Origin of the sequence: Streptomyces sp. NPDC051940 (assembly GCF_040680895.1) — a bacterium.
Classification (GTDB): Bacteria; Actinomycetota; Actinomycetes; order Streptomycetales; family Streptomycetaceae; genus Streptomyces.
In genome coordinates this window covers 56,463-80,867 of sequence record NZ_JBFAXR010000023.1, presented here as the reverse complement: position 1 = coordinate 80,867, position 24,405 = coordinate 56,463, and the positions used below count along the sequence as shown (strand labels likewise).

The 24,405-nt window shown below is 72.8% G+C and carries 24 protein-coding genes; 11 read left to right on the top strand and 13 right to left on the bottom strand.

Annotated features, from left to right (window positions below):
- Positions 1-156: 156 nt before the first annotated feature.
- From AB0M28_RS12515 to AB0M28_RS12500, 4 genes are all read left to right on the top strand, one after another.
- Positions 157-1,716 carry an acyl-CoA carboxylase subunit beta gene (locus AB0M28_RS12515; RefSeq protein WP_365402102.1) on the top strand — a complete coding sequence of 520 codons (1,560 nt, stop codon included), beginning with the start codon at positions 157-159 and terminating at the stop codon, positions 1,714-1,716.
- Positions 1,717-1,745: 29 nt separating this feature from the next.
- Positions 1,746-1,940, top strand: coding sequence for an acyl-CoA carboxylase subunit epsilon (locus tag AB0M28_RS12510; protein WP_365402105.1), 195 nt, complete (start codon positions 1,746-1,748; stop codon positions 1,938-1,940).
- Positions 1,941-1,983: 43 nt separating this feature from the next.
- Complete coding sequence (locus tag AB0M28_RS12505; protein ID WP_365402099.1) at positions 1,984-2,742, top strand: alpha/beta fold hydrolase; 759 nt, start codon at positions 1,984-1,986, stop codon at positions 2,740-2,742.
- Positions 2,743-2,882: 140 nt separating this feature from the next.
- A complete protein-coding gene (locus tag AB0M28_RS12500) occupies positions 2,883-5,093 on the top strand; it encodes an NEW3 domain-containing protein (RefSeq protein WP_365402096.1) in 2,211 nt (736 codons plus the stop codon).
- A 125-nt stretch (positions 5,094-5,218) separates the two neighbouring features.
- On the opposite strand, the gene AB0M28_RS12495 is transcribed toward AB0M28_RS12500, so the two are convergent.
- Both AB0M28_RS12495 and AB0M28_RS12490 read right to left on the bottom strand, forming a co-directional pair.
- The gene (locus AB0M28_RS12495; protein WP_365402093.1) at positions 5,219-6,295 is read right to left on the bottom strand and encodes an enolase C-terminal domain-like protein; all 1,077 of its coding nucleotides are present in this window, start codon (positions 6,293-6,295) and stop codon (positions 5,219-5,221) included.
- A gap of 157 nt (positions 6,296-6,452) precedes the next feature.
- A complete protein-coding gene (locus tag AB0M28_RS12490; protein WP_365402091.1) occupies positions 6,453-7,706 on the bottom strand; it encodes an HTH domain-containing protein in 1,254 nt (417 codons plus the stop codon).
- 175 nt (positions 7,707-7,881) lie between these two features.
- On the opposite strand from AB0M28_RS12490, the gene AB0M28_RS12485 reads away from it, so the two are divergent.
- From AB0M28_RS12485 to AB0M28_RS12475, 3 genes are read left to right on the top strand one after another with little or no spacing between them, the layout of a single operon-like run.
- Complete coding sequence (locus tag AB0M28_RS12485) at positions 7,882-9,006, top strand: DegT/DnrJ/EryC1/StrS family aminotransferase (protein ID WP_365402088.1); 1,125 nt, start codon at positions 7,882-7,884, stop codon at positions 9,004-9,006.
- Positions 9,003-9,779 (top strand): hypothetical protein, encoded by a 777-nt coding sequence (locus tag AB0M28_RS12480; RefSeq protein ID WP_365402085.1) that lies wholly within the window; start codon positions 9,003-9,005, stop codon positions 9,777-9,779. The genes AB0M28_RS12485 and AB0M28_RS12480 overlap by 4 nt, the downstream gene beginning before the upstream one ends.
- Positions 9,779-10,525, top strand: a complete 747-nt coding sequence (locus AB0M28_RS12475; RefSeq protein ID WP_365402082.1) for an amidohydrolase family protein — start codon at positions 9,779-9,781, stop codon at positions 10,523-10,525. Before AB0M28_RS12480 ends, AB0M28_RS12475 begins: the two co-directional genes overlap by 1 nt.
- Positions 10,526-11,479: 954 nt before the next feature.
- Here the strand turns inward: AB0M28_RS12475 and AB0M28_RS12470 are convergent.
- Positions 11,480-12,439, bottom strand: a complete 960-nt coding sequence (locus tag AB0M28_RS12470; protein WP_365402079.1) for a dihydrodipicolinate synthase family protein — start codon at positions 12,437-12,439, stop codon at positions 11,480-11,482.
- A gap of 95 nt (positions 12,440-12,534) precedes the next feature.
- On the opposite strand from AB0M28_RS12470, the gene AB0M28_RS12465 reads away from it, so the two are divergent.
- The gene (locus tag AB0M28_RS12465) at positions 12,535-13,515 is read left to right on the top strand and encodes an LLM class flavin-dependent oxidoreductase (RefSeq protein ID WP_365402076.1); all 981 of its coding nucleotides are present in this window, start codon (positions 12,535-12,537) and stop codon (positions 13,513-13,515) included.
- Between the two features lie 21 nt (positions 13,516-13,536).
- On the opposite strand, the gene AB0M28_RS12460 is transcribed toward AB0M28_RS12465, so the two are convergent.
- The 3 genes from AB0M28_RS12460 to AB0M28_RS12450 form a co-directional block, all read right to left on the bottom strand.
- Positions 13,537-14,010: a hypothetical protein gene (locus tag AB0M28_RS12460; RefSeq protein ID WP_365402073.1), complete on the bottom strand. Its 474-nt coding sequence runs from the start codon at positions 14,008-14,010 to the stop codon at positions 13,537-13,539.
- A 46-nt stretch (positions 14,011-14,056) separates the two neighbouring features.
- Entirely contained in the window at positions 14,057-14,266 is a 210-nt protein-coding gene (locus AB0M28_RS12455) for a hypothetical protein (RefSeq protein WP_365402070.1), read from the bottom strand.
- A 112-nt stretch (positions 14,267-14,378) separates the two neighbouring features.
- Entirely contained in the window at positions 14,379-15,287 is a 909-nt protein-coding gene (locus tag AB0M28_RS12450; protein ID WP_365402067.1) for a LysR family transcriptional regulator, read from the bottom strand.
- Positions 15,288-15,360: 73 nt separating this feature from the next.
- Here AB0M28_RS12450 and AB0M28_RS12445 point away from each other — a divergent pair, with 73 nt between their 5' ends.
- The 3 genes from AB0M28_RS12445 (at position 15,361) to AB0M28_RS12435 (ending at position 17,567) form a co-directional block, all read left to right on the top strand.
- Positions 15,361-15,747 carry a RidA family protein gene (locus AB0M28_RS12445; protein ID WP_365402064.1) on the top strand — a complete coding sequence of 129 codons (387 nt, stop codon included), beginning with the start codon at positions 15,361-15,363 and terminating at the stop codon, positions 15,745-15,747.
- Positions 15,748-15,879: 132 nt separating this feature from the next.
- Positions 15,880-16,689 (top strand): MBL fold metallo-hydrolase, encoded by an 810-nt coding sequence (locus AB0M28_RS12440; RefSeq protein WP_365402061.1) that lies wholly within the window; start codon positions 15,880-15,882, stop codon positions 16,687-16,689.
- 143 nt (positions 16,690-16,832) lie between these two features.
- Positions 16,833-17,567 carry a translation initiation factor IF-2 gene (locus AB0M28_RS12435; protein ID WP_365402058.1) on the top strand — a complete coding sequence of 245 codons (735 nt, stop codon included), beginning with the start codon at positions 16,833-16,835 and terminating at the stop codon, positions 17,565-17,567.
- 8 nt (positions 17,568-17,575) lie between these two features.
- Here AB0M28_RS12435 and AB0M28_RS12430 read toward each other — a convergent pair whose 3' ends face one another.
- The 7 genes from AB0M28_RS12430 to AB0M28_RS12400 form a co-directional block, all read right to left on the bottom strand.
- A complete protein-coding gene (locus AB0M28_RS12430) occupies positions 17,576-18,730 on the bottom strand; it encodes a DegT/DnrJ/EryC1/StrS family aminotransferase (RefSeq protein WP_365402055.1) in 1,155 nt (384 codons plus the stop codon).
- Positions 18,727-19,467 carry an amidohydrolase family protein gene (locus AB0M28_RS12425; protein WP_365402052.1) on the bottom strand — a complete coding sequence of 247 codons (741 nt, stop codon included), beginning with the start codon at positions 19,465-19,467 and terminating at the stop codon, positions 18,727-18,729. The genes AB0M28_RS12430 and AB0M28_RS12425 overlap by 4 nt, the downstream gene beginning before the upstream one ends.
- Entirely contained in the window at positions 19,464-20,153 is a 690-nt protein-coding gene (locus AB0M28_RS12420) for an amidohydrolase family protein (protein ID WP_365402049.1), read from the bottom strand. Before AB0M28_RS12420 ends, AB0M28_RS12425 begins: the two co-directional genes overlap by 4 nt.
- Positions 20,150-21,034 (bottom strand): carbohydrate ABC transporter permease, encoded by an 885-nt coding sequence (locus tag AB0M28_RS12415; protein ID WP_365402047.1) that lies wholly within the window; start codon positions 21,032-21,034, stop codon positions 20,150-20,152. Before AB0M28_RS12415 ends, AB0M28_RS12420 begins: the two co-directional genes overlap by 4 nt.
- Positions 21,034-21,918, bottom strand: a complete 885-nt coding sequence (locus AB0M28_RS12410) for a sugar ABC transporter permease (RefSeq protein WP_365402044.1) — start codon at positions 21,916-21,918, stop codon at positions 21,034-21,036. Before AB0M28_RS12410 ends, AB0M28_RS12415 begins: the two co-directional genes overlap by 1 nt.
- Positions 21,919-21,961: 43 nt before the next feature.
- Positions 21,962-23,218, bottom strand: coding sequence for an extracellular solute-binding protein (locus AB0M28_RS12405; protein ID WP_365402041.1), 1,257 nt, complete (start codon positions 23,216-23,218; stop codon positions 21,962-21,964).
- Between the two features lie 383 nt (positions 23,219-23,601).
- Entirely contained in the window at positions 23,602-24,390 is a 789-nt protein-coding gene (locus tag AB0M28_RS12400; protein ID WP_365402038.1) for an alpha/beta hydrolase, read from the bottom strand.
- Positions 24,391-24,405 lie beyond the last annotated feature (15 nt).

Here is a 24,405-nt window from a genome sequence, read left to right as displayed (position 1 = left end):
CCGCACGCGAGCGCGGTCAGCGCGAACGGCAGCGTCACCAGGTCCCCCGACCGCACCAACCCAGCCACCCCCGCCCAAGGGGGCCCGGGGGCGGAGCCCCCGGAAAGTCTCTGCCGCCGGACCCGCCGGAGGCCAGCCGCATCGAAAGGGGTGTGTATGACGGCCTCAGACCTGAGCGTCCGGGTGACCGAGCTGCGTACGGTGAAGGAGGCCGCCGAACGCGGCCCGTCCCAGCGCGCCTCCGACGCCCAGCACGACCGCGGCAAGCTCACCGTGCGCGAGCGGCTCGACCTGCTCTTCGACCCCGGCACGTTCCGCGAGATCGAACAGCTGCGCAGGCACAGGGCCACCGGCTTCGGCCTGGAGGACCGGCGCCCCCACACCGACGGCGTGGTCACCGGCTGGGGCAAGGTCGAGGGCCGCACCGTCTTCGTGTACGCCCACGACTTCCGCATCTTCGGCGGCTCCCTGGGCGAGGCCCACGCGGAGAAGATCCACAAGGTGATGGACCTCGCCCTGACCTCCGGCGCCCCCCTCGTCGCGCTGAGCGACGGCGCGGGCGCCCGGATCCAGGAGGGCGTGACGGCCCTCGCCGGCTACGGCGGCATCTTCCGCCGCAACGTGGCCGCGTCCGGCGTGATCCCGCAGATCAGCGTGATGCTCGGCCCGTGCGCGGGCGGCGCGACGTACTCCCCCGCCCTGACCGACTTCGTCTTCATGGTCCGCGACATCTCGCAGATGTACATCACCGGCCCCGACGTGGTGCAGGCCGTCACCGGCGAGCAGATCGGCCACAACGAACTCGGCGGCGCCGTCGTCCACTCGTCCGTCTCCGGAGCCAGCGGCTTCCTGTACGACGACGAGGAGCACTGCATCGCCGAGGTGCGGCACCTGCTCTCGCTGCTGCCGTCCAACAACCGCGAACTGCCCGTGTGGCACCAGCCGCACGACCCGGCCGGCCGCCGTAACGAGAAGCTCATCGAACTCGTCCCCGTCGACCCCAACCGCTCCTACGATATGTACCAGGTGATCGAGGAGATCATCGACGACGGCGACCTGTTCGAGGTGCACGCCAACTGGGCCCAGAACATCATCTGCGGCTTCGGCCGGCTCGACGGCCACGTCGTCGGCATCGTCGCCAACCAGCCGCTGAAGCAGGCCGGGGTGCTGGACATCAACGCCTCGGAGAAGGCGGCCCGGTTCGTCCAGACCTGCGACTCGTTCAGCATCCCGCTGGTGACCCTGGTGGACGTGCCGGGATTCCTCCCGGGCGGCTCGCAGGAGCACGGCGGCATCATCCGGCACGGCGCCAAGCTCCTGTACGCGTACTGCGCGGCGACCGTGCCGCGCGTACAGGTGATCCTGCGCAAGGCGTACGGCGGCGCGTACATCGTGATGGACTCCCGCTCGATCGGCTGCGACCTGTCGTTCGCCTGGCCCAGCAACGAGATCGCCGTGATGGGCGCGGAGGGCGCCGCCAACGTCGTCTTCCGGCGCGAGATCGCCGCCGCGGACGACCCGGAGGCGGCACGCGCGCAGCGCGTGAAGCAGTACCGCCAGGAGCTCATGCACCCGTACTACGCGGCGGAACGCGGCCTGGTCGACGACGTGATCGACCCCGCGGCCACCCGCCCGGTGCTCATCGAGGCGCTGTCGGTGCTGCGCGCCAAGCACGCCCCGATGCCGGTCCGCAAGCACGGCAACCCGCCGATGTGAGCCGTACGAGGAGGAGGAGCGTGACGTCCATGGACGGCCCCGAGCCGCTGGTGCGCTTCATCCGCGGCGAGCCGGATCCGGTGGAGATCGCGGCGGTCACGCTGGTGCTGATCACGGCGCTGCACGCGGCCGGCGACCAGAAGACGGAGGCGACGCTGCGGCGCCTGACGACGTGGAGCCCTAGTCACGGCTGGCGGCCACCGGCGAGCTGGAGCCTCGTGTGACCCGAGACCCGGCCCGCGAGGGGCCGTACCCGGAAGGAATCCGATGACCACCGCACGAACGACGGCAGGCGCCTGGATACGGCGCTTCCACCCGGCGGACGACGCGGCCGCCCGGCTCGTGTGCTTTCCGCACGCGGGCGGCTCCGCCAGCTACTACTTCCCCGTCTCCCGGGCGCTGTCGCCGGGGCTGGACGTGGTCACCGTGCAGTACCCGGGCCGCCAGGACCGCCGACACGAGCCGTGTCTGGACGACGCCCGCCTGCTCGCCGACCGTACGGCCGAGGAGCTGCGTCCCTGGTGCGACCGCCCGGTGGCGCTGTTCGGGCACAGCCTGGGCGCGACGGTGGCGTTCGAGGTGGCGCTGCGGCTGCGGGAGCGGGGGGTGACCCCGCTGGTGCTGTTCGCCTCCGGCCGCCGGGCGCCATCGCGCCATCGCGCCAACGAGCGGGTCCATCTCGCGGGCGACGACCATCTCATCGCCACGATCAAGCGGATGAGCGGTACGGACCCCACGGTCCTGGGCGACGACGAGCTGCTGCGCGCCGTACTCCCGGCGATCCGGGCGGACTACAAGGCGGCGGAGACGTACCGCTACGAGCCCGGCCCCGCGCTGGACTGCCCGCTGGTGGTCGTGAACGGCGACAGCGACCCGGAGGTCACGCCGGGCGAGGCGCGCAGCTGGTCGGAGCACACGGCGGCGGAGTGCGTCTTCCACTGGTTCACCGGGGGGCACTTCTATCTGAACGACCACGCGGCGGACGTGATCGCGCTGATCCGCGACCGGGTGCTGCGGGAGATGTGACGTTTCGCGGAATGCGTTTCCTCGGTAAGCCAATCCTCCGATGGTTCCTGCCCCATTGACCGGAGAAAGCGCTATCTGTACGGTGCCGGTCACGAGAAGATGGGACCTATCCGAGGTGGGACTCCATGGCGCGCGACCGCATGGCACGAACCCGAAGAAGTCCGGTCACCTTCGCGGTGTCCCTGGCCCTGCTCTGCGGCCTGGCGGCCGCACCGGCGGGCCAGGCCGCCGCCGCCGATCCACCGACCGCCACCGCCACCGCCGTCGCGAACCAGGGCCTCGTGCCCACTCCGCCGATGGGCTTCAACAACTGGAACGACACCGCCTGCCGCGCCGACTTCAACGAGGGCTATGTCAGGTCGATGGCGGACCTCTTCGTCTCCACGGGGCTGAAGGACGCGGGCTACGAGTACATCAACCTCGACGACTGCTGGGCCCGCCCGCAGAGCGGCCCCGAGGGCTCGCGCGACGCCGGGGGCCATCTCGTACCCGACCCGGTGCGCTTCCCCGGCGGGATCGCCACGGTCGCCGACTACGTCCACGGCAAGGGCCTCAAGTTCGGCCTCTACCACGACCGCGGGACCCGCACCTGCAACACCGCGGGCTTCGACGGCACCCTCGGGGCGGGCTGGACACCCGGCGCCCGCACCTACGAGAGCGTGGACGCACAGGACTTCGCGGACTGGGGCGTCGACTACCTCAAGTACGACAACTGCAATAACGCCGGCCTGGACGCCGTCGAGCGCTATACGGCGATGGGCGAGGCGCTCCGGGCGGCCTCGGCCACGACCGGCCGCCCCATCGTCTACAGCATCTGCGAATGGGGCCAGAACCAGCCCTGGCTGTGGGGCAGGGACGTGGGCCAGCTGTGGCGTACGACGGGTGACATCGCGCCCAACTACGCCAGCATGTCCCGCATCGCGCGCTTCAACCTGACGCTCGCGGACCACGCCGGGCCCGGCCACTGGAACGACCCCGACATGCTGCAGGTCGGCAACGGCAGTTGGAGCGTCACCGAGCAGCAGGCCCACTTCAGCCTCTGGTCGATCATGGCGGCACCGCTGCTCATCGGCACGGACCTGCGCCGGGCCACCCCGCAGACCATGGACATCCTGCTCAACCGGGACGCCATCGCCGTCGACCAGGACCGGCTCGGGGTCCAGGGCCGGGTGGTCCGCCAGACCGCGGACGGCCACTTCGTGATCGCCAAGCCGCTGGCGAACGGCGACGTCGCCGTCGCCCTGTGGAACGACAGCCCGACCGCGGCGGAGATCAGCACCTCGGCGGCGGAGGCCGGACTGCCGCGCGCCCCGGCGTACACCCTGCGCGATCTGTGGACCAAGGGCTCCGTCAGCAGTGCCGGGCAGATCGCCGCGTCCGTGCCGGCGCACGGCGTCGTGCTGTACCGGGTGCGCCCCGGCGCCCCCGACGACGCGCCGCCGGCGACGACGCTGACGCTGCGGACCGGCCAGCGCTACCTCCAGCCGGACCAGGCCACGGACGTCACGCTGACGCTGGCCAACCACAGCCGGATCGCCGTGGAGGAGGCGAAGCTGGCGTTCACCGCCCCCGACGGCTGGAGCGCGGAGCCCGCATCCGGGACGTCGTTCGGCGCGGTCGCGCCCGGCAAGTCGGTGACGGCCCGCTGGGTGCTGAAACCGCCCGCCGGCGCCCCGCCGGGCGAACACCCGCTGCCGGCGACCGCGTCGTACGTCTACGGCGACGACGCGACGCCGGTGCGCCTGACGACGGGCACCGCCGTCGTCGTACCGCATCCGCCGAAGTCACTCGCCGAGTCGCGGGACAACGTGGGCGTCAGCAGCGACGACAACACCGGCGCGGCGGACTTCGACGGCAACGGCTCCAGCCTCTCGGCCCAGGCCCTCGCCGCCGCGGGCGCCTCGCCGGGCGCCGCGGTGACGCACGGCGGGGTCACGTTCACCTGGCCGGACGTCCCGGTCGGGGCGCCGGACAACGTGGTGGCCTCGGGCGACACGATCGCCGTCTCGGGCTCCGGCAGCACGCTGGGCCTGCTGGCCGCCTCGACGTACGGCCTCTCCTCCGGCAACGGGGCGGTGCTGTACGCGGACGGCAGCGTCGACGAGTTCACGCTCTCGGTCCCCGACTGGTACAGCGCGCCGCCGGCGGGCAGCGATCCGGCGATCAGGACGCCGTACCGCAACCGTCCCGGCAACGTCCAGCAGCCCCGGGCGTCGGGCGTGCACGTGTTCTTCGCGGGCGTGCCGCTGGACCCGGGCAAGGAGGTCCGCGCGGTGGTGCTGCCGCACGTGAGCGACCGGGTGGCGGCGGGGGAGAACGCCATGCACGTGTTCGACATCGCCGTGGGGTGAGGTGATCCGGGGGGGGCCGGCGGAGAGGGTGCGACCGTCTCCGCCGGGCCTCGACACGTCTGACTCCGTCGCGCCCTGCCGCGCTCCTCGGCCCGCTCGCTCGGGCCGGGGAGCGCCGCGCGCGCTCAGCCCAGGTCGTGCCCCAGCCCCGCGCCCGTCGGGACCTTCACCCACCCCGTGCCCGCGGAGGCGAACGCGGTGGGTGCCAGGGGCTCTTCACGGACCATCAGCGGGCCCACCAGGTCCGCCGGGACCGTGGCGTGCGGGAGCGCCGCCGCCAGATGGACGGCGGCCAGGGTGGCGACGCCCAGTTCGGGCATCGAGCCGATCTTCACCGCGAGGCCCGCCGCCTCTGCCACCGCCGCGACCTGGCGGGCCCGGTGCAGGCCGCCGACCTTGAGGATCTTGATGTTGAGGACGTCCGCCGCGCCGCGCCGGACGATCTCCAGGGCGTCGTGCGGGGACTGCATGCTCTCGTCCGCCATCACCCGCACGCCGATCCGGCGCCGCAGCGCGGCAAGCCCGTCCAGGTCCCAGCGCGGGAGCGGCTGTTCGACGAGGTCCAGGCCCGCGTCGGCCATCCGGGCCAGCGTGCGGGCGGCGGTGGTCGGGTCGTAGCCCTCGTTGGCGTCGAGGGAGAGTTCGGTTCCCGGCGGCAGCACGGCCCGTACCGCGCGGACCAGTTCGATGTCCGCGGCCGGGTCCACACCGCCCTTGACCTTGATGTGCGTGAAGCCCTTCGCGGCGTACTCCGCAGCCTCCGCCGCCATCTCCTCCAGGGTGCCCAGGCCCACCACCCAGGTGGTCGGCACCCGCTCCCGGATCCGCCCCCCGAGCAGGACGTGCACGGGCCAGCCCGCGACGCGCCCCGCGAGGTCGTGCAGGGCCAGGTCGAGTGCCGCCTTGGCGAGTTGCTGGCCGCGGATGGCCGCGTCCATCGCCGCGTGGGCGCCCGCCACGTCCAGCGGGTCGCGGCCGATCAGCGCGGGGCCGGCGTACTCGGTGACGGCGGCGGTGAGTCCGGGCAGCGTGTCGCCGGTGTACGCCGTCATGGGCGAGGCCTCGCCGTAACCGGTGAGGCCCTCGTCCGTCGTCACCTCGACGACGAGGCTGACCAGGTCGGGGCTGGCACCGCTGCTGATGACGAAGGGGCGCACATACGGTGCGCTGACGACACGGGTGCGGACCGAGGCGACTCTCAAGCGCGGCTCCTTCGTTGAAGCCGGGCGTACCGGCACCCGACGGCAGGACGTCCCGGCCGTCCAACGAGTTACGGCCTAGACCGTAATTGGCGCGCGGCGCTGTGGCAAGGCGTCGCACCCGGGGCGCGGGTGCGGCCGCCGACGCCTGCGGCAGCCGTCAGAACCGCATCCGGTACACGATCGGCGGCCGCCCCGTCTGCCCCTGCTGCTGGCTGCCGATCGGCACCGCGACCCCCGCCCGCTCCAGCCGCTTGAGCACCCGCCGGGCGGTGCGCTGCTGGACGGCGAGGTGTTCGGCCACGGCCTGCGCGGTCAGCCCCTCCGCCTCGCTGGCGGCGACGAGTTCGCGCAGCTTGTCGAGGGTCTGCGGGTTGAGGCCGACCCGGCGGGCGAGCAGGGCGAGGTTCTCGGGACCGGCCGGGGCGAGGCCGTCGGCGGCGTCCGCGCCGACGACGATGTCGACGTCGTCGCGCATGGACACCACGCCCGCCACCGGCCCCACCGCACGGGCCCGGTTCACCGCCCGCCGGGCCAGCGACTCGGCCTCCGCGGCGGTCCGGCCGAGGCCGAAGCCCACGTGCGCCGACTCGTGCCGCGCCGCGAGCGTGTCCAGCAGCGGCAGCCGGGTGAAGCGCTCGCTGGTCTTCTCCAGCACGCCCCGGGTGGTGACCACCAGCCGCTGCCCGTCCGGCAGCCGGGCGAGGCTGCCGCCCAGCGCGGCGAGGTCCGCGGCGAGTTCGGAGTCGGCGGCGGAGGGGTCGGCGGCGGAGTCGCCCGGCACGTCGACGATGCCCAGCGCCACCTGCGCGTCGCCGCTGTGTGCGGCGGAGGCGGTGAGCACCAGCGACTGCAGCGTGGCGCGGATGGAGTGCCGGGAGGGCGCGAGGCGCACGGCGTGCGTCTCGTTGTCGAGCGCGTGGTACGCGGAGCCCAGGCAGGTGATCGCCACCCGGGTGCCCTTCTTGTCGCGGGCGCCGAGGTGGAAGGCCACCAGGTCGTCGCCGGTCAGCCCGGGCCGGTACGGCAGCACGTGCACGTGCTCCGTGGGCAGTTTGGCCTCCGTGAGCGTCTCGACCACCTCGCCGCGCTGCAGGGTGTCGATGGACACGCGGGACACGTCGTGGCCGAGGCGCAGCAGCTCCACCAGGGCGCGCAGCAGGGTCGCGCCGCTGTACGGGACGTACATGGCCGGACGGTCGAGCAGGCCGGCCTGGGCCGCGAGCGCGTGCGGCACCACGCCGGTGAAGAGCAGGGCGTCCGCGCCGGACGCCGTCGCCTCCCGTACGACGTCGAGGGTCTCGTCCTCGTGCCGGTACGGCAGACCCAACAGCTGGGTGGCGCCGGGAGCGCCGGCCGCCAGCACCTTCTGCACCAGGTCCTCGGGGCCGATCACCCCGACGGTCAGCGCCATCCGCCGGTCTCCTCCAATACGTCGGCCTCTTCCGGCCGGGTCCCGAATGTCGCCCGTCAGTCTAGGCTTCACCGAGCGTTACGGATGCCTTGCGGCAGGGTTGACGCCTCTCATCCCGGCGCCTAGTTTTCGGTCCAGGCCATAACGACCGCCGCCCCGAGAGGATATCGCTGTCATGCCCGTACGGGAGAGGCCGCTGCCCACTGTTCTCAGTCCGCGAGGGCGCACGATCGGCGACGAGGAGCGGGCGGCGGTGCTGCGGGTCCTCGACTCCGGCGTCCTGTGCGGCACGTTCGGCACCGAGGTCCCCGCGCTGCAGCGGGAGATGGCCGGGCTGTACGGACGTACGCACGCGGTGGCGTGCAGCTCGGGGACCGCCTCCCTGCACCTGGCCGTGGCCGCGGCCGGGATCCGCCCCGGCGACGAGGTCATCACGACGCCGCTCTCGGACTTCGGCACGGTGGCGCCCGTGCTGGCGGAGGGCGGCAGGGTGGTGTTCGCCGACGTCCTCCCCGACGACGGAAACCTCGACCCCTCCGCGGTGGAGGCGGCCGTCACCCCGCGCACGAAAGCGGTCATCGCCGTCCACCTCTTCGGCGCCGCCGCCCGTATCGCCGAACTGCGCGCCGTCTGCGACCGGCACGGGCTGGTGCTCATCGAGGACTGTGCGCAGGCGTGGCTGGCGGAGGACGGCGACGGGCGGCTGCTGGGCACGTTCGGCGACATCGCCTGCTTCAGCCTCCAGCAGTACAAGCACATCACCGCCGGCGACGGCGGCCTGGCGATCACCGACGACCCCGGGCTGGCCCGCCGGATGCGGCTGTTCGCCGACAAGGGCTGGGACCGCTCCGAGGGCCGCGTCCACCGGGTGCCGGGCCTGAACTACCGGATGCCGGAGCTGACGGCGGCCGTCACCCGGGCCCAGCTCGGCAAGGTGGCGGACGTCGTCCGCGTCCGCCGGGAGCGCGCCGCGCGGCTCACCGCCGCGCTGGCCGGCCTGGACGGCGTACGGACCGCGCCGCGGCCGGACGGGCACGCCTGGTGGGTGTATCCGCTGCTCGTCGACGACAACGCCCGCTGGGCGAAGGCACTCGCGGCCGAGGGCATCCCGTCGTTCCCCGGCTATCTGGAGCGGCCGCTGTACGCCAACCCCGTGTTCACCGGCTATCCGGACGGGCTGTGCCCGCAGGCTGAGCGGCTGATCGGGCACACGCTGCTGGGGCTGGACTGGAACGAGGGCTACTCCCCCGCCGACGTGGACGACATCGCCCGCGCGATCCGCCTGGCGCACGGCTCATGACGGCGCCGACCGGGAGCACGGGCGAGCCGGAGCCGTACGAGTGGCTGACGCCGACGGACGACGAGCGGGTCCTGTGGGATGTGGACGTCCTCTACGGGCCCTGGCCGCAGGCCCACCGGGACGTGGGCCTGGCGGAGGTACGCGAGCGGCTGTCCCGCTCCCCCGTCGAACGGGCGCTGGCCCTGTCGACGCGCGGTGCGCTCTTCGACGACGCCGCCGGCAACGCCGAGACGCTCCGCGACCTCGCGGACTCCCCGGAGCTGCTGCCCGTCGGCACGGTCGACCTGCGCGACGCGCTCGCCGCGGAGGAGCAGCTGGACGCGCTGCGGGCGGCGGGCGTGCGCTTCCTGCGGCTGTTCACCGTGCAGCAGGGCGGTCCGGAGCCGGGCTTCCCCGGCTACCGGCACGTGGTGGAACAGGCGCTGGCCCGGGACATGGTGCTGCTGCACGACGGCGACCCGCGCCGCTTCGGCCCGGGGCTCACGGGCCGGGGGGCGCGGGTGGTGTTCCTCGACCTGCACGCGTATCTGCTGGCGGACTTCCTGCTGCTGGCGCGGCACGAGTCGGGCTTCATGATCACGACGCGGATGCTGTCGGCGCCCGACTCCATCGAACGGGTCGTGGACACGGTCGGGTCCGGCCACCTCGTCTTCGGCTCCCGGACGCCGTTCATGGACCTCTCCCCGCAGACGCTGCGTCTGCGGTACGCGCGGATCGGCGAGGCCGACCGCAAGGCCGTCGCGGGCGGGAACGTCGAAGGGCTGCTGAGCTGATGCCGATCATCGATGTGCACGCGCACTGGGGTCCGTGGCCGTTCCACATGGACGTCGACGGCGCGGACCTGAACCTGGGTCTGATGGACCGGTACGGGATCGATCTGCAGATCGTCTCGGCCGCGGAGGGCGTGACGTACGACGCGGTGGCCGGGAACGCGGCGCTGGCGCGCGTCCTCGCGGACCGGCCCCGGCTGTACGGCTACGCGGTGGTCAACCCCAACCGCATCGAGCAGAGCGCGGCGGACCTGCGCCGCCACCTGGCGGGCGGCCGGTTCGTGGGGGCGAAGATCCACACGCACTACCCGGGGTGTGCGATCGGATCCCGGCAGATGCGCGAGGCGTTCGCGCTGCTGGACGAGCTGGGGGTCCCTCTCCTCCTGCACACGTGGGAGGCGGACGTGTCCCTCCTCCCCGCCCTCCTGGCGGACTTCCCGCGCCTTCGCGTCGTCGTCGGCCACGCGGGCGGAGACGCCTGGCGCGAGGCGGCCCACGCGGCGGCGGCGTGCGACCGCCTGTACCTCGAGCACTGCCGCACCATCACGGACGCGGACCGCGTCACGTACGCCCGCGAGGCGGGCGTCCCGGTCACGCGCCTCCTCTTCGGCACGGACGCCACCTTGCTGGACCCCAGCGTGGCACTGGGCGTCATCCGCGACGCGGGCTTCACCCCGGAGGAACGCGCCCGGGTCCTGTGGCGCAACGCAGCAGCCCTGTTCAACCTGCCACACCCGTCCGGGGGATGACCCCCGGCCCCCAGCCGGGAGTGCGGGCGGGACCGCGCACGACGAAGCAAAGCGGCCACCGGGCCACCCCGACCAACGCAATCCCCGCACCACACGGCCGACCACCCGGCGTTCACCACCGCACCACGCGGCCGACCGCCCGCAGCCCGCCACCCGAACGGTCACCTCCCGCCCCGCGCTGCCCCGTTTCGCCCAGCGAAGCCCAACCAACCACCCCGGCTGACCTGCTCGCCCGGCCGGGCCATCCCCTGGGAAAACGCAGCACGCCACTCCGCCCGGCGAACCCCGGGCCAGCCACCCCAGCTGACCTGCCTGCCCGGCCCGGGCCGGGGCCCGACCGCCGACCCCCATGCCCACCCGGGGCCCGAGGACCACCCGCCAGCAAACCCCGACGCACTGCTCCGCCCTACAACTCCGGGCCAGTCCCAATCGACCTGCCAGACCCGACGGGGCTTCGGGGGGGCACCCCCCAAGAACCGCGGCACTCCGCTCCACCGGCCCGGCATCGCCGACCCTCATGCCCGCCCGGGGCCCGAGGGCCACTCGCCAGCAAACCCCGACGCTCCGCTCCGCCTGACAACTCCGGGCCGGTCCCAACCGACCTGCCAAACCGGTCCGGGGTTTGGGGCACCCCCCCCAAAAAGCCGCGGCACGCCACTCCGCCGGGCCAGCACCGCCGACCCCCATACCTGCCCGGGGCCCAAGGACCACCCGCCAGCAAACCCCGACGCTCCCGCTCCGCCCGACGACTCCACGGCCGGTACCAACCGACCTGCCAGACCCGACGGGGGTTTGGGGGGACCCCCAAGAACCGCGGCACTCGGCTCCGCCGGGCTGGTACCCCGACCCTCATGCCCGGGGGTCCGGGGATCACCTCCCAGGGGTCCGGGGATCACCCCCGGGGGGTCCGGGGGTCACCCCCCGGAGCGAAAGCCGCGCCCGACCGCCCGACCCTCACCCCTCCTTCGCCAGCTCCTCGAGGCACCGGACCACCCGCTCCCGCTCCGCCCCCCGCAGCCGCGGGCCGTACGGGTCGTGGGCGGCCTGCTCCGGGATGAGGCCCTCCCAGGCCGCCGCCCAGTGCATGCGCTGGACGTATCCCTCGATCGGGGCGTAGAAGGTCGCCTCCGCGAAGCGGTCGAGGCGGGCCGACGCCGCGACGAACGCGTCGTGGTCACCGCCCGCCCACGCCCCGAGCACCGCCGTCGTCAACGGCGCCTGCGCGGCGGCGATGCCGACGAGCGCCGTGTCGGCGCCCCACATCAGGCTGGGCCCGAACATCCGGTCCTCGCCGGTGACGACCAGCCGTCCCGTCCCCTGCGCGGCGCGGATGGCGTCCTGGCAGGCCATCGCCCGGTCCAGGGTGGCGAGTTTGAGGCCCAGGGAGTGCGGCAGGGCGAGCAGGTCCCGTACGAGCCCGGGCGGATACGCGTAACCGCCCGCCTCCCCGTGCAGGAAGAACCCCAGCACCGGCAGCCCGCTGGCCTCCGCGACCCGCTCGTGCAGCCGTACCGCCCGCTCGTGCCCGTCGGGCAACCGGGCGAACTCCGCCAGGGGATACACCATCACCGCGTCCGCGCCCAGCTCCGCCGCCCGCACCGCCATCGCGACGGTGGCCTCGACGGCGTCCTCCACCGTCGCCGTACGGACACCGCGCGGCACGCCCGCCCCCGCGACGAGCGGCTTGTCCGTCGCCTCCCGCCACGTCCGCAGCACCTGCGCCCGGTCGACGTCGTCGAGGTACAGACCGCGGCCGGTGTGCGCCCACACCGCGAAGCCGCCGACGGGCTGGGCGGCCATCCGGCCCGCGTACCCCCGCAGCGCCTCGTGGTCGACGACGCCCCGGTCGTCCATCGGAGTCAGCACCGCCGGCAGCACCGTACCGCGCAGCCGCCGCCTCAGCTCGTCCGTCACACCAGCCTCCTGTCACGGCCTCCGGACCCTTTGACGGCCCCGGGCCACACGCTAACCTTTACGGTCCAGACCGTAAAGGGAAGGGAAGCCCGGCCATGCGACTCGGCCTGTACGTCAACCTCTACGCGGACAAGGCCGACCGGCCGATGCTGGCGGACGCCGTCGAGCAGGCCCGGCTCGCCGAACAGGCGGGATTCGACTGGGTGGTGCTCGGCGAGCGCCATCTGCACCGCCCCGGCTACCACGAGGCCCTGACATCGCTGACCTGGCTCGCGGCGCACACCGAGCGCATAGGGCTCGCGACCGCCGGGCTGATCGCCCCGGTCTACCAGCCCGTCTGGCTGGCGGAGACGCTCGCCCATATCGACGTCCTCTCCGGCGGTCGCCTCACGGCGGGCTTCGTCCTCGGCTACCGGCCCGAGGAGTTCACCCTGTACGGCACGCAGCCGAAGGAGAAGGTGGCACGTTTCGAGGAGTGCGTGGAGCTGGTCACCCGGCTGTGGACCGAAGAGTCGGTGTCGTACGAGGGCCGCTTCACGACGCTGCGGGACGCCTTTCTCTCCCCCCGCCCCGCCCAGCGCCCCCGCCCCCGCATCTGGAACGGCGGCCGCGTCCCCGCGGCGCTGGAGCGGACGGCGCGCATGTGCGACGGCTGGACGACGTCGTTCAACGAGACGGACGCCGAACTCCCCGAGAAGATCGCCGCGTACCGCTCCTACGACCGCGGCCCCGGCACGCTGGGCGCCGAGGTCCTGGTCTGCCGCGAGGGCTACTGCGCCCCCACTGCCCAGCAGGCACGCGCGGCCCTGGAGGACCCGCTGCGGGGCCTGTACGACGCGTACGGCGACTGGAAGCGCACCTCGACGGACGCGGCGCGCTACGCCCAGCAGTGGGACGACATCGCGGCGCGCAGTGTCATCGGCTCACCGGAGCAGTGCGCGGACGCCCTCGGCCGCTACGCGGCGATGGGGGCGGACGGCGTGATCCTGCGCGTCCAGCCACCCGGCATGCCGCAGGCGGACGCGCTGCGGGCGATCGAGGGCTTCGGCGAGGTGCTGGGCCGGCTCGGCTCCTGAGCGGTACGCCGGAACGGCGCCTCAGCCGCCGAGCCAGTCGTCCGTGCCGCGGTGCCGCTGCAGCCCGACGGCCCAGAACTCGTCGACCTCCGCACCCGCGACGGCACCCAACCGACGCAACGCCTGTGAAACCGGGCTGCCTTCCGCCGCAAAACGCTCGTCCTCACCGTTGAACAGCGGCCCCAGCACGACCGCGCCCTCGTGCCACACGACGGCGCGCTGCTCCCCCCTCCCCCCGAAGAACTCGACCTCCACATACGCCACGGGCCCCGCCGCCGACCACCGCGCCAACGTCAGCTCGAAGCCGCCGGGCAGCCTCCGGAAGCCGTAGGGCCGCCTGTCGGAACCGTCCGTGAACGCGTCGTACAGCGACTCCGTCACCGGCATCAGCGACAGCCCCTGGCCGAGCGGCGCGACCCGTAGGGCGGCCGACTCACGCATCGCCTCCGCGAGGAGCCGCTCGCCGGCGATGACGGCCTCAAGTACGTAGCCCATGCCGCGGATCATCCCACCGGGCACGCAAGAGACGGGAGCCGCCCCCTCACCACCCCCCGGCCGACCGCTCGGCCTCCGCATGCCACCAAGCGGGCGGCGAGGGGCCGTTCACCCGCGAGGCGGGCTGGTCCGGATGGAGCCCCAGGGGGCGGAGGGCCGAGCCGAGCACGTGGACGCTCGCCCAGCACTGCACGCTGCCGTCGCTCCCCGCCGTCCGCCCCACGTCGATCCGCACGTCCTCCGCCCGCAGGGGCATCCAGTCGATGCCCCGCTCACGCAGTCAAGCCCGCAGCGCGTCGGCCGGGTTCGGGCTTCCCTTGACGTTCCGGTACGAGGCGACGGTGATCCACTCGTCAGTCATACGGACATCATCCGCCGCCCGGCGCAGCCGCGTCGAGCGCTTTCAGCAGCCGCCCCACGAGAGGGCTCCGGTCCTCCGCCCGCCACGCGACCGCGACGTCCGTACAGGACGGCGGACCGGCCGGCGACCGGAAGGCGACACCGCGCAGCCGGATCCGCCGGACGCCCGCCGGGGCCAGCGACACCCCCATGCCGGCCTCCACCAACGCGCAGACGGTCTGCCACTCGACGGCGTGCTGCGCGACGCGGGGGACGAAGCCGGCGGCCGAACACACCCCGACGATCCGGTCGTACAACTGGGGGCCCGCGGACCGCGGCAGCAGCACGAACGGGTCCGACGCCAGCCGCGACACCGGCACGGTCCGTTCCGACGCGAGCGGATGCGACGACGGGAGGACGGCGACGAGCCGCTCCGACAGCACGGTCCGAAAGCGCAGCCCCGGTTCAGCGGCCGGCGGCTCCCTCAGCAGCCCCGCGTCGATCCTCCGCTCGCGCAGAGCGACGAGCTGCGGGGCGGAGGTCATCTCCCGGATGTCCAGCTCCACCCCCGGATACCGCTCCCGGAACCGCCGCAGCACCCCCGGCAGCATGGTGAGCGCCAGCGACCCCGCGAACCCGAGCCGCAGCAGTCCCGCCTCCCCTCCGCCCACGGCCCGGGCCGCCGACAGCCCGTCCGCCAGCGCGTCCAGCGCCCGCCGGGCGCCCGGCAGCAGCTCCGCGCCCGCGGCCGTGAGGGAGACGCCTCCCGGAGCGCGGTGGAACAGCTCGTACCCGACCTTCGCCTCCAGCCGCCGGATCTGCTGGCTGAGCGGCGGCTGCGCGATGCCCAGCCGGTCGGCCGCCCGGCCGAAGTGCAGCTCCTCGGAGAGCACGACGAAGGCATACAGCTGCGGGAGGGGGAGTTCCGGCCGGCTCATATCCTCTGGGATATCAGCCGGGCCGCCGCTCGATATTGGACGTATCACAGCAGCTCACCCTACGGTTCCCCGCATGAGTGAGCGACGCGTGATCCTCAGCGGATCGGTCTTCGAGGAGCAGATCGGCTACGCCCGGGCCGTGGTGGACGGCGACTGGGTGCACGTCTCCGGGACCACCGGCTTCGACTACCGCACCATGACCATCTCCGACGACGTGACCGCGCAGGCCGAGCAGTGCCTGGCGAACATCGAGGAGGCGCTGCGGGAGGCCGGCTGCACCTTCGCCGACGTCGTGCGCGTGCGCTACCTGCTGCCCGACCGCACCGACTTCGAGCCCTGCTGGCCCGTCCTGCGCGCCCGCTTCGGCACCGTGCGCCCCGCCGCGACCATGATGGTGTGCGGCCTCGCCGACCCGCGTATGAAGATCGAGATCGAGGTGTACGCCCGCCTCCCCGCCTGAGGCGTCAACGGCGGGCCCGGCCACGCCAGCCGGGCGGGTGATGTTCCGTGTCGCACAGCGCCGTCCGGGGGCACACGGACAAACCTGGTGCCGGACCCACCGTCCGCCCCGCCGACCAAGGAACACCGCGCCATGTACATCAACCGCCTCACCCCGGACATCACCGTCCTCGCCGACCAGCTGGAGGCCCCGGGCCTCGGCCACGTCCCCGTCAACGCCTTCGTCCTGCACGCCGCCGAGCCCGTCGTGGTCGACACGGGCCTGAGCCTGCCCGACCGCGACTTCCTGGAGTCGCTCGGTACGGTGCTCAACCCCGCCGACGTCCGGTGGATCTGGCTGACGCACCCGGACCGCGACCACACCGGCGGCCTCTTCCAGCTGCTGGACGCCGCCCCACGGGCCCGCGTCGTCACGACGTACCTCGGCATGGGCATCATGTCGACGGAGCGGCCGCTGCCGATGGACCGCGTCCACCTGCTCAACCCCGGCCAGTACCTCGACGTCGGCGACCGCCGGCTGACCGCGTTCCGCCCGCCGCTCTTCGACAATCCCGCGACCACGGCGTTCTACGACGAGTCCACCCGCGCCTGCTTCAGCTCCGACTGCTTCGGCGGGCCCATGCCCACCGCCGAACTCGCCACCTGCGACGACGTCGGCAATCTCGGCGCCGAGGAGCTGCGCGCCGCGCAACTGCTCTGGGCGACCGTCGACAGCCCCTGGGTGCACAACGTCGACCGGGACCGCTACCTCGAAACGGTCGCGCCCCTGCGGGACATGGACCCGGAGCTGATCCTGAGCACCCATCTGCCCCCGGTGCGCGGACGTACGGCGGACTGTCTGGACATGCTCGCCGCGGCGCCGCAGGCGGCCGCCTTCGTCGGGCCGGACCAGGCGGCCCTGGAGGAGATGCTCCGGGGATTCGAGCCCGGCCCGGCGGCCTGACCCCCCGAGCACGCCGCCCGCGGGAACGCCTGACGGCCCTGCGCCGTCTGATCGTTCGCGCGGACGGCTGAGTACGAACCCCTACTCCGGCCTGAGTACGCGCACGGCTGCCCGGCACGCCCCGGGCCGGAAGGGTGGACGTCATGCGCCGACCCCTGCTGATCGCCCCGCTCGTGCTGCTGACGGCCGCCTGCGGCCTCACGCCCTCGCCCGAGGAGCAGGCGGCGGACGCCGCCCGCGAGACGGCTCGCGCCCTCGGCCAGCGGCTGTACGGCCAGTCCCCCCGCTCGCGGGCGGAGGTGGGCTACTCGGCCTCCCGGGTCGACGGCGTGGAGGTCATGAAGGTGACCGGCACCTCCACCGTCGAGGACGACGGCATCGGCGTGGTCGTACGGGTCTCGGGCAGCGCCCAGGACGGCTGGATCGAACCGCGGCAAGTCACCGTGGAGCGCTGTTTCACCGTACGGGTGTCCAACAGGTCCGAGTGGGGCGAGGAGCCGTCGGACGCGGACTGCCCGTCCGGTCCCCCGCTGACCTTCGCCCCGCCGCCCGAGCCGCCGCGCATCCCCTTCGAGAGGGTGCGCGCGAGGATGCCGAAGGTGCCGGCCGGCGGCACGGTCGACGTGGCCGAGGTGCGGCGGGCGCTGCGCTCGGCCGACCTCGATCCGGCGATCCGCACGGAGATCGGGGAGTCGGACGGCGTGGTCGGCGTCGTCCTGTCGCTCCCGGGCGACGGGTTCGGCGCGCAGGACTGCACCGTGGTCCGCGTCGCCCCGGGTGAGACCCTCGTATGGGTGCCGACGCGTATCCAGCGGATGCCCGGCGAGGGCGGCTGCGGCCTGGGCAACGCGTTCCACCCGATGCCGCCCCCGCACTGACCGCCCGGTCAGCGCCCACGCCGGAACGCCTCCCGCACCCTGCGCGCCGCCCGCCCGATGTCCGCCATCGCCTCGTCGTCCGCCATCAGTTGCTGCTGCCGGACCCACACGGTCGACGCCTCCGCCGCCTCGGCGACCGGGCACGCGCGCGCGTACGGCGCCAGGGACGGCTCACGGGTCAGCGGCCGGTAACCGGCGTCCAGGGGTATCCCCTCGGCGGCCATGGCGGCGATGAACTCCTCCTTCGGCCGCCCGCCGAAGGCCGCCGCGTCGTACCGCAGCATCGCCAGATGCCACGTGTGGCGCTCCGTCCCCGCCGGGGCCGGCCGCGGCGACAGCCCTTCGACCTCGTCGAGGGCCGCCCGCAGCGCCCGCGCCGACCGCTCCCGGTGCGCGATCTGACCGGGCAGCAGCGCGAGTTGCGGACGCAGTACGGCGGCCTGGAAGGCGGTCATCCGCAGGTTCCAGCCCAGCACCGGATGCTCGTACCAGCCGCCGTCCCTGCGGCGGCCCACGTTGTGCAGGGACCACAGCCGCTCGTACGTCTCCGGGTCGTCCGTCACGACGACTCCGCCCTCGCCGGCGGTCATCGCCTTGCTCGACTGGAAGCTGAAGACGGCCGCCCGGCCCAGCGTGCCCGCCGCCCGGCCGTCGCGCACAGCGCCGTGGGCCTGGGCGGCGTCCTCCACGACGGGCACGCCCGGCGAGCCGGTGTCGGCCACCATCCCCGCGAGATGGACGGACATCACCGCCCGGGTGCGCGGGCCGACGAGGGAGGCCACCGACTCCGGGTCGACGAGCAGCGAGTCGGGCAGCACGTCCGCGAACACCGGCCGCGCACCGGCCAGTACGACGGCGGACGCACTGGCGACGAAGGTGTACGCCGGGACGATCACCTCGTCCCCCGGTCCCACGCCCACCGCCCGCAGCGCCAGGAAGAGGCCGACGGTGCCGTTGACGGTGCACACGCCGTGGGCGGCGCCGACGGCGTGCGCGAAGGCCGCGGCGAAGTCCTCGACCTCGGGTCCGTTCGTCGCACCCCACTGACCGCTGTCGAGCACCGCCAGCAGCCGCTCACGCTGCTCGGGCGTGGCGGGCGGCGGCCACTCGGGCCAGGGAGCGGTGCGTACGGGCTCCGTCCCCGTGCCTGCTGCAGGCCTCACAGCAGCCCCTTCATCGTCCCGTACAGGATCTGCGTCCGCTCCGCCTCCGTCAGGTCCGCCAGCCGCACCCGTCCCAGGCCCACCCGCAGATCGAGGAAGACGGCGTCGGAACCGAACGCGACGCGCTCCGCGCCGACCTCCCGGACGAGCCGCACCAGATGCCGCGCCGTCATCTTCGAACCGCACGTCTCCAGCACCAGGTTCGGCGCCGCGTGGGCCGCCCGCGCCGCGGCGGCGAAGCCCTCGGGCCACAGCCCGCAGTGGCCCATCAGGAGCGGCACCGACGGGTGGCGCGGCGCGACGGCCGCGAAACGCGCCGGATCCGACCACCGCGACCCGTACTCGCCGTGGGCGAGGACGAGCACCCCGCGCTCGGCGGCGATCGTGAACGCCTCGTCGTAGGCGGGCGAGTCGAGCGCCGTGTGGTGCGTCTCCGGATGCAGCTTGACGCCGATCATCCCCGGTACGTCCAGCAGTTCGCGCAGCCGCGCCCCCGCCTGCGGGTCGTGCGGCTGGTACACGGCGTACCCGAGCAGGCGCCCCGGATGGCGCGCGAGTTCCTCCACCAGCAGGGCGTTGCCTGCCCGCGCGTCCGGTCCGACGGCCAGCAGATGCGAGACGCAGGCGGCTTCGACGCCGCAGCGGTCCATGATCTGCAGCAGGCTCGCCGCCGAGCCGTCCGGGATCGGGAAGTTGAACCAGCCGCCGAGGTGCCCGTGGGCGTCGATGACACTCATCGGGCCTCCGCCAGCAGCCGCTCGGCGTTGCCGGCGGCTATCAGCTCCACGTCGGCGGCGGGCAGTTCCAGATGGTCGAGCTGGAAACGCGGTCCGGCGTCGTCGGTCACCGGCGCCCCCGTGCCGAAGAGCACACGGTGCGCGCCGAAGTTCTCGGCGACCCACTCCACCTGGCGGTGGCCGCAGAGGGTCGAGGTGTCGACGTACACCTGCTCGCACTCCGCCAGCAGCTCCGCCACCTCGTGCAGCGAGCGGTAACCGGTGCCCGTCAGCACGATCGGAGGGAGCTCCTGCCAGTCTGCGTACAGGGCGCGTCTCTCACTCGCGCCGAGGGAGTCCCAGCCGACCATCGTGACCGTGTTCCGCTCGATGAGCGTGTCCATCATCCGCAGGCCGCCGTACTCGAGCCGGAAGCGGTGCTCCGCCGGGCACAGCCGTACGACGGGCACGTGCGGGACGTCCCCCGTGCCCAGCGGGCCGGGGATCAGCACCGGGACGGACAGCAGCCGGTCCTCGCTCACGGGAGGGACGCCGCGGGGGTCGCCGTAGACCGCCTGCGAGCGCACCACCCACGCCTCGTCGATGCGCAACCGGTCGAGTTCCGCGCGCAGTCCGGCGGCGTCGCGGCTGGGGACGTCGTCGTGCGGGAGCGGGCCGAGGATCCGGTTGACGTCGATGACCTTCACGACTTGAGCCCCGTGGTGGCGATGCTGTCCGTCAGATACCGCTGAAGGAGCCCGAACACGAGCAGGCACGGTACGACGGTGATCGTCGCGCCGGCCATCACCTGGTTGATCGTCACGTTCTCACCGTCCAGTGTGGCGAGCCCGACGGTCAAGGTGTGCATGTCTCCCGACTGGGCGATGACCAGCGGCCAGAGGAAGTCGTTCCAGTGCCACAGGAAGACGAACACGCCGAGTGTGGCCATGATCGGCCGGATCAGGGGGAGGACGATCGTGGTGTAGATCCGCCACTCCGACGCCCCGTCGATCTTCGCCGCCTCGAACAGCTCGTCCGGCAGCTGCATGATGAACTGCCGCATCAGGAAGACCGCCTGGGAGTTGGCGAGCGTCGGGACGATCAGGCCCCAGTACGTGTCCACCCCGCCCAGCTCGGAGATGAGGATGTAGTACGGGATCAGCGTCGCCTGGAACGGCACCATCAAGGTGGCCAGGAACGACCAGAACATGAGCTCCCGGCCGGGGAAGCGCTTCTTGGCGAAGGCGTAGCCCGCCATCGAGGAGAACAGCAGGATCAGCACGACGGACACGACCGAGTAGATCGTCGAGTTCAGCGCCCAGCGCAGGATGTCGGAGCTGCCCAGCACGTCGTCGAAGTTCCGCAGTGTGGCGCGCGTGAGGTCGAACGCGCCCGGCAGGGTGCTGCCGCCGTGCGGGGCGAAGGCGACCAGCACCATCACCGCGAACGGCGCGACGGTCACGAAGGCCACCAGCACGAGCAGCGTGGGCAGGCCCAGCCGCGCCGGCCCCCGGGCCCGCCGCCCGGTCGGGGTCCTGCGCCCGCCCCCGGTGTCCGGGGGCGCGGTGTCGCGGGTCAGCACTGCCATCAGTCGTCCCTCCCGATCAGCCGCCGCTGGATGAGCGAGAAGACCAGTACGACCACGAAGAGCACCAGTCCCAGCGCGCTCGCGTAGCCGAAGTCGAAGTACTTGAAGCCGGTGTCGTAGAGGAAGTACACGAGGCCGTAGCTGGCGCGGACCGGGCCGCCCGCCGTCATCACGTACATCTGGTCGAACACCTGGAACGCCTGGATCGCCTCGATGACCAGGACGAAGAACAGCACCGGCCGCAGCATCGGCAGCGTGATCCAGCGGAAGCGCTGCCAGCCGCCCGCGCCGTCGATCGTCGCCGCCTCGGTCACCTCCTTCGGGATGGACTGCAGGCCGGCCAGCAGGATGAGCATCGAGTAGCCGAAGCCCTTCCACGCGGAGGTCACGGCAATCGACGGCAGGACGAGCGACTCGTCGCCGAGGAAGTCGACCGCGCCGAAGGAGAGCGCTCCGAGCACCGAGTTGAGCAGTCCGTCCTCGACCTCGTAGATCCACTTCCAGATGACGGCGGCCAGCACGATGCTGGTGACGTACGGCAGGAAGAACACCCCGCGGAAGAAGCCCCGCATCCACACGGTGCGCTGCAGCAGCAGGGCCGTGCCGAGGGCGACGCCGACGGTCAGCGGGACGTACACCGCGGTGTAGGTGGCGGTGACGCCGAGGCTCTCCCAGAACAGGTCGTCGTCCAGCAGCCGGGTGTAGTTCTCGGCCCCGATGAACTCCCATTCGCCGCTGAGCCGGTAGTCGGTCAGCGAGAGGAACCCCGCTCCGAGCACCGGCCCGAAGCGGAAGACCAGGAACAGCAGCAGCATCGGGGCCACGAACAGCAGGCCCGCCCGTGCGTCGTGCCGGCGCAGCCGCGCCCGTGCGAGTTTGCTCATACGTCCGTCTCGTCCGTCCGTCGATTACGTCGGGGGTGGCCGCCTACCGCTGCCGGGCCAGCAGGTCCTCGGCCTGCTCCGCCGCCGCGTCCAGGGCCTCCTGCGGCGACTTCTTGCCGGTCAGTGCGGCCTGGATCTCCGGGGAGAGGACGCCCATCAGCTGCCGGGCGATCGGCTGCGGCTCACCGGGGGTGACGACCTGCAGGGCCTGCTGGAGCTTCTCCGCGTACGGGCTGTCGGAGGGGACGGTGACGTCCGAGCGGGGCGAGAAGAAGCCGGTCGCCTGGTTGAGGCTGACGATCTGCTCCGGCTCGGTCATGAAGGCGATGAACTTCTCCGCGCCCTTCACATTGCCCTTGGCGTTGATGCCGAGGCCGCCGGGGATACCGAAGGCCACCTGCTCCTTTCCGGTGAGCGGGTCGCCGATGAGGACGTTCTCCTTGCCCCAGGCCTGTTCGGCGGCGACGAAGTCGAAGGCCGAGTTGCAGAAGCCCATCGCGACCTGCTGCTTGCCGAGTGCCTGGTCGGCGACCAGGTTGGCGTTGGTCATCGCCGACTTGGGGATGGCGCCTTCCTCGTACAGGTCGGTGAGGAACGTCAGCGCGTCCACCCCGGGCTGTTCGTTGAAGGTGACCTTCTTGCCGTCCTCGCTGAAGACCGTGCCGCCCGCCTGCCAGAGCAGGGGGTAGAAGTTGAGGTTCAGGCTCGCCTCGTTGCTGGCGGAGTAGTCCATGGTCGCCAGGCCCTTCGCCTTGAACTTCGGGGCGGCGGCCTTCACTTCGTCCCAGGTGGCCGGGGGCTTGTCGACGCCGGCCTCGGCGAGCAGCTTCTTGTTGTAGATCGTGGTCGTGATGGTGTGGTAGATCGGGGCCGCGTAGACCTTGCCGTCCTGTGTCATCGCCTTGAGGCCGGGCGCGAGGAACTTGTCCTTCACGCCCTCGATGGCGGCGTCGACGGGGGCGATGGCACCGCTGGCGAGGTACTGGGGGATCTGGTCGGGCTGCAGGACCACCACGTCGGGGCCCTTGCCGCCGCTGAGGGCGGTGGCGAGCTTCTCGTCGCGGTTGTCCCAGGGCTGCTGCTCGATCTTCACCTTGGCGCCGGGCTCGGCCTTCGCGTACGCCTTCTCGATCTGCTTCCAGTAGGCGTCGTTGGCCTTCGGATCGCCGATCACGGGGTACATCCAGACGGTGACCTCGTCGGAGGCCGATCCCCCGCCGGAGTCGCCGCAGGCGGCGGTGCCGGCGGTGAGACCGAGCAGGACGAGGGATACACCGGCACGCTGGAGCGCAGTCTTCATCGGGGCCTCCGGAGGGCCTGAGGAGGGGTGGTGCCCGCTAATTTCGGCCTTGACCGAAAGTAGTCAGGATGGATTTGGGCTGTCAATGGCTAGGGGCGAGGCTTTGGAGCGCGGTGCACACGAGCACGGAACGCGGGGCCGCAGGCGGCGTATTGCCCGCGATGCCCGGCAACTTCCGGTCCGGGCCGTTGCGTACGACGCGTCGGCATGACGGAGCAGTACCTCCGGGTTCCAGGAACGGAGTTACGGCACTAGCCGAAAGTCATACGCCCTGCCCTTGAGACCGTCAACCCTGCGTGGAGATCTGCGCCTTGACCGCAATCATCGATGTCGGGGCCGACGGGCGGGAGATTTCCGGCACTGGCCGAAATCCGGGCCGGCCTTCAGGAGTGGGCGTGGCAGAAGTCGCGCACCGCCTCGTTGAACTCCCCGGGCCGTTCCAGGTTGCTGACGTGCCCCGCACCCGGGATCACGACCAGCCGGGTGTCCGGGATCTCGTCCTGGAACTGCCGTGCCACGGCCATCGGCGAGCGCACGTCGCGGTCCCCCCAGAGCAGGAGGGCGGGCACCGACACGGTGGGCAGGAGGTCCCGCTGGTCGGTGTCGGCCATGATGAGCAGCTGCGTCCGCAGGGTCTGCGGACGTACGACGGCCTCCATCGCCTCCAGCAGCGGCACGTACGCGGCGGGCGGCTCGCAGGCGAAGAGTCCCGGCAGCGTCGGGTCGAACGCACCCGGCGGCGCGGCCAGCATGCGGTGCACCCCCTCGACCCGGGCCCGTACCTCGTCCGCCGGCAGCGAGCCCTTCCAGCCCGCGTAGGTGTCGGCGAGGATCAGCGTCCGCACCAGGTCCGGGTGGTGGCGGTAGAACTCCAGCGCGACGGTGCCGCCCCAGGAGAGGCCCGCGATGTGCGCCGGACCGAGCCCCAGCGACTCCACGACCGCGGCCAGACAACGGGCGTAGTCCGCGAGGGAGAAGGACTCGGGGATGTCGGAGGAGCGGCCTGCTCCGGGCTCGTCCCAGGCGACGACGGTGAACGCGTCCGCCAGTGCGTCCAGTTGCGGCTGCCACTCGCGGGCGTCCAGGGCCGCTCCGTGCAGGAAGACCACGGGCGGCCCGTCCCCCACGCGGTCGTAGGCGATCTCCAGCCCGTCGACCTGCACGGTTGCCATGTTCTCAGCGTAGGC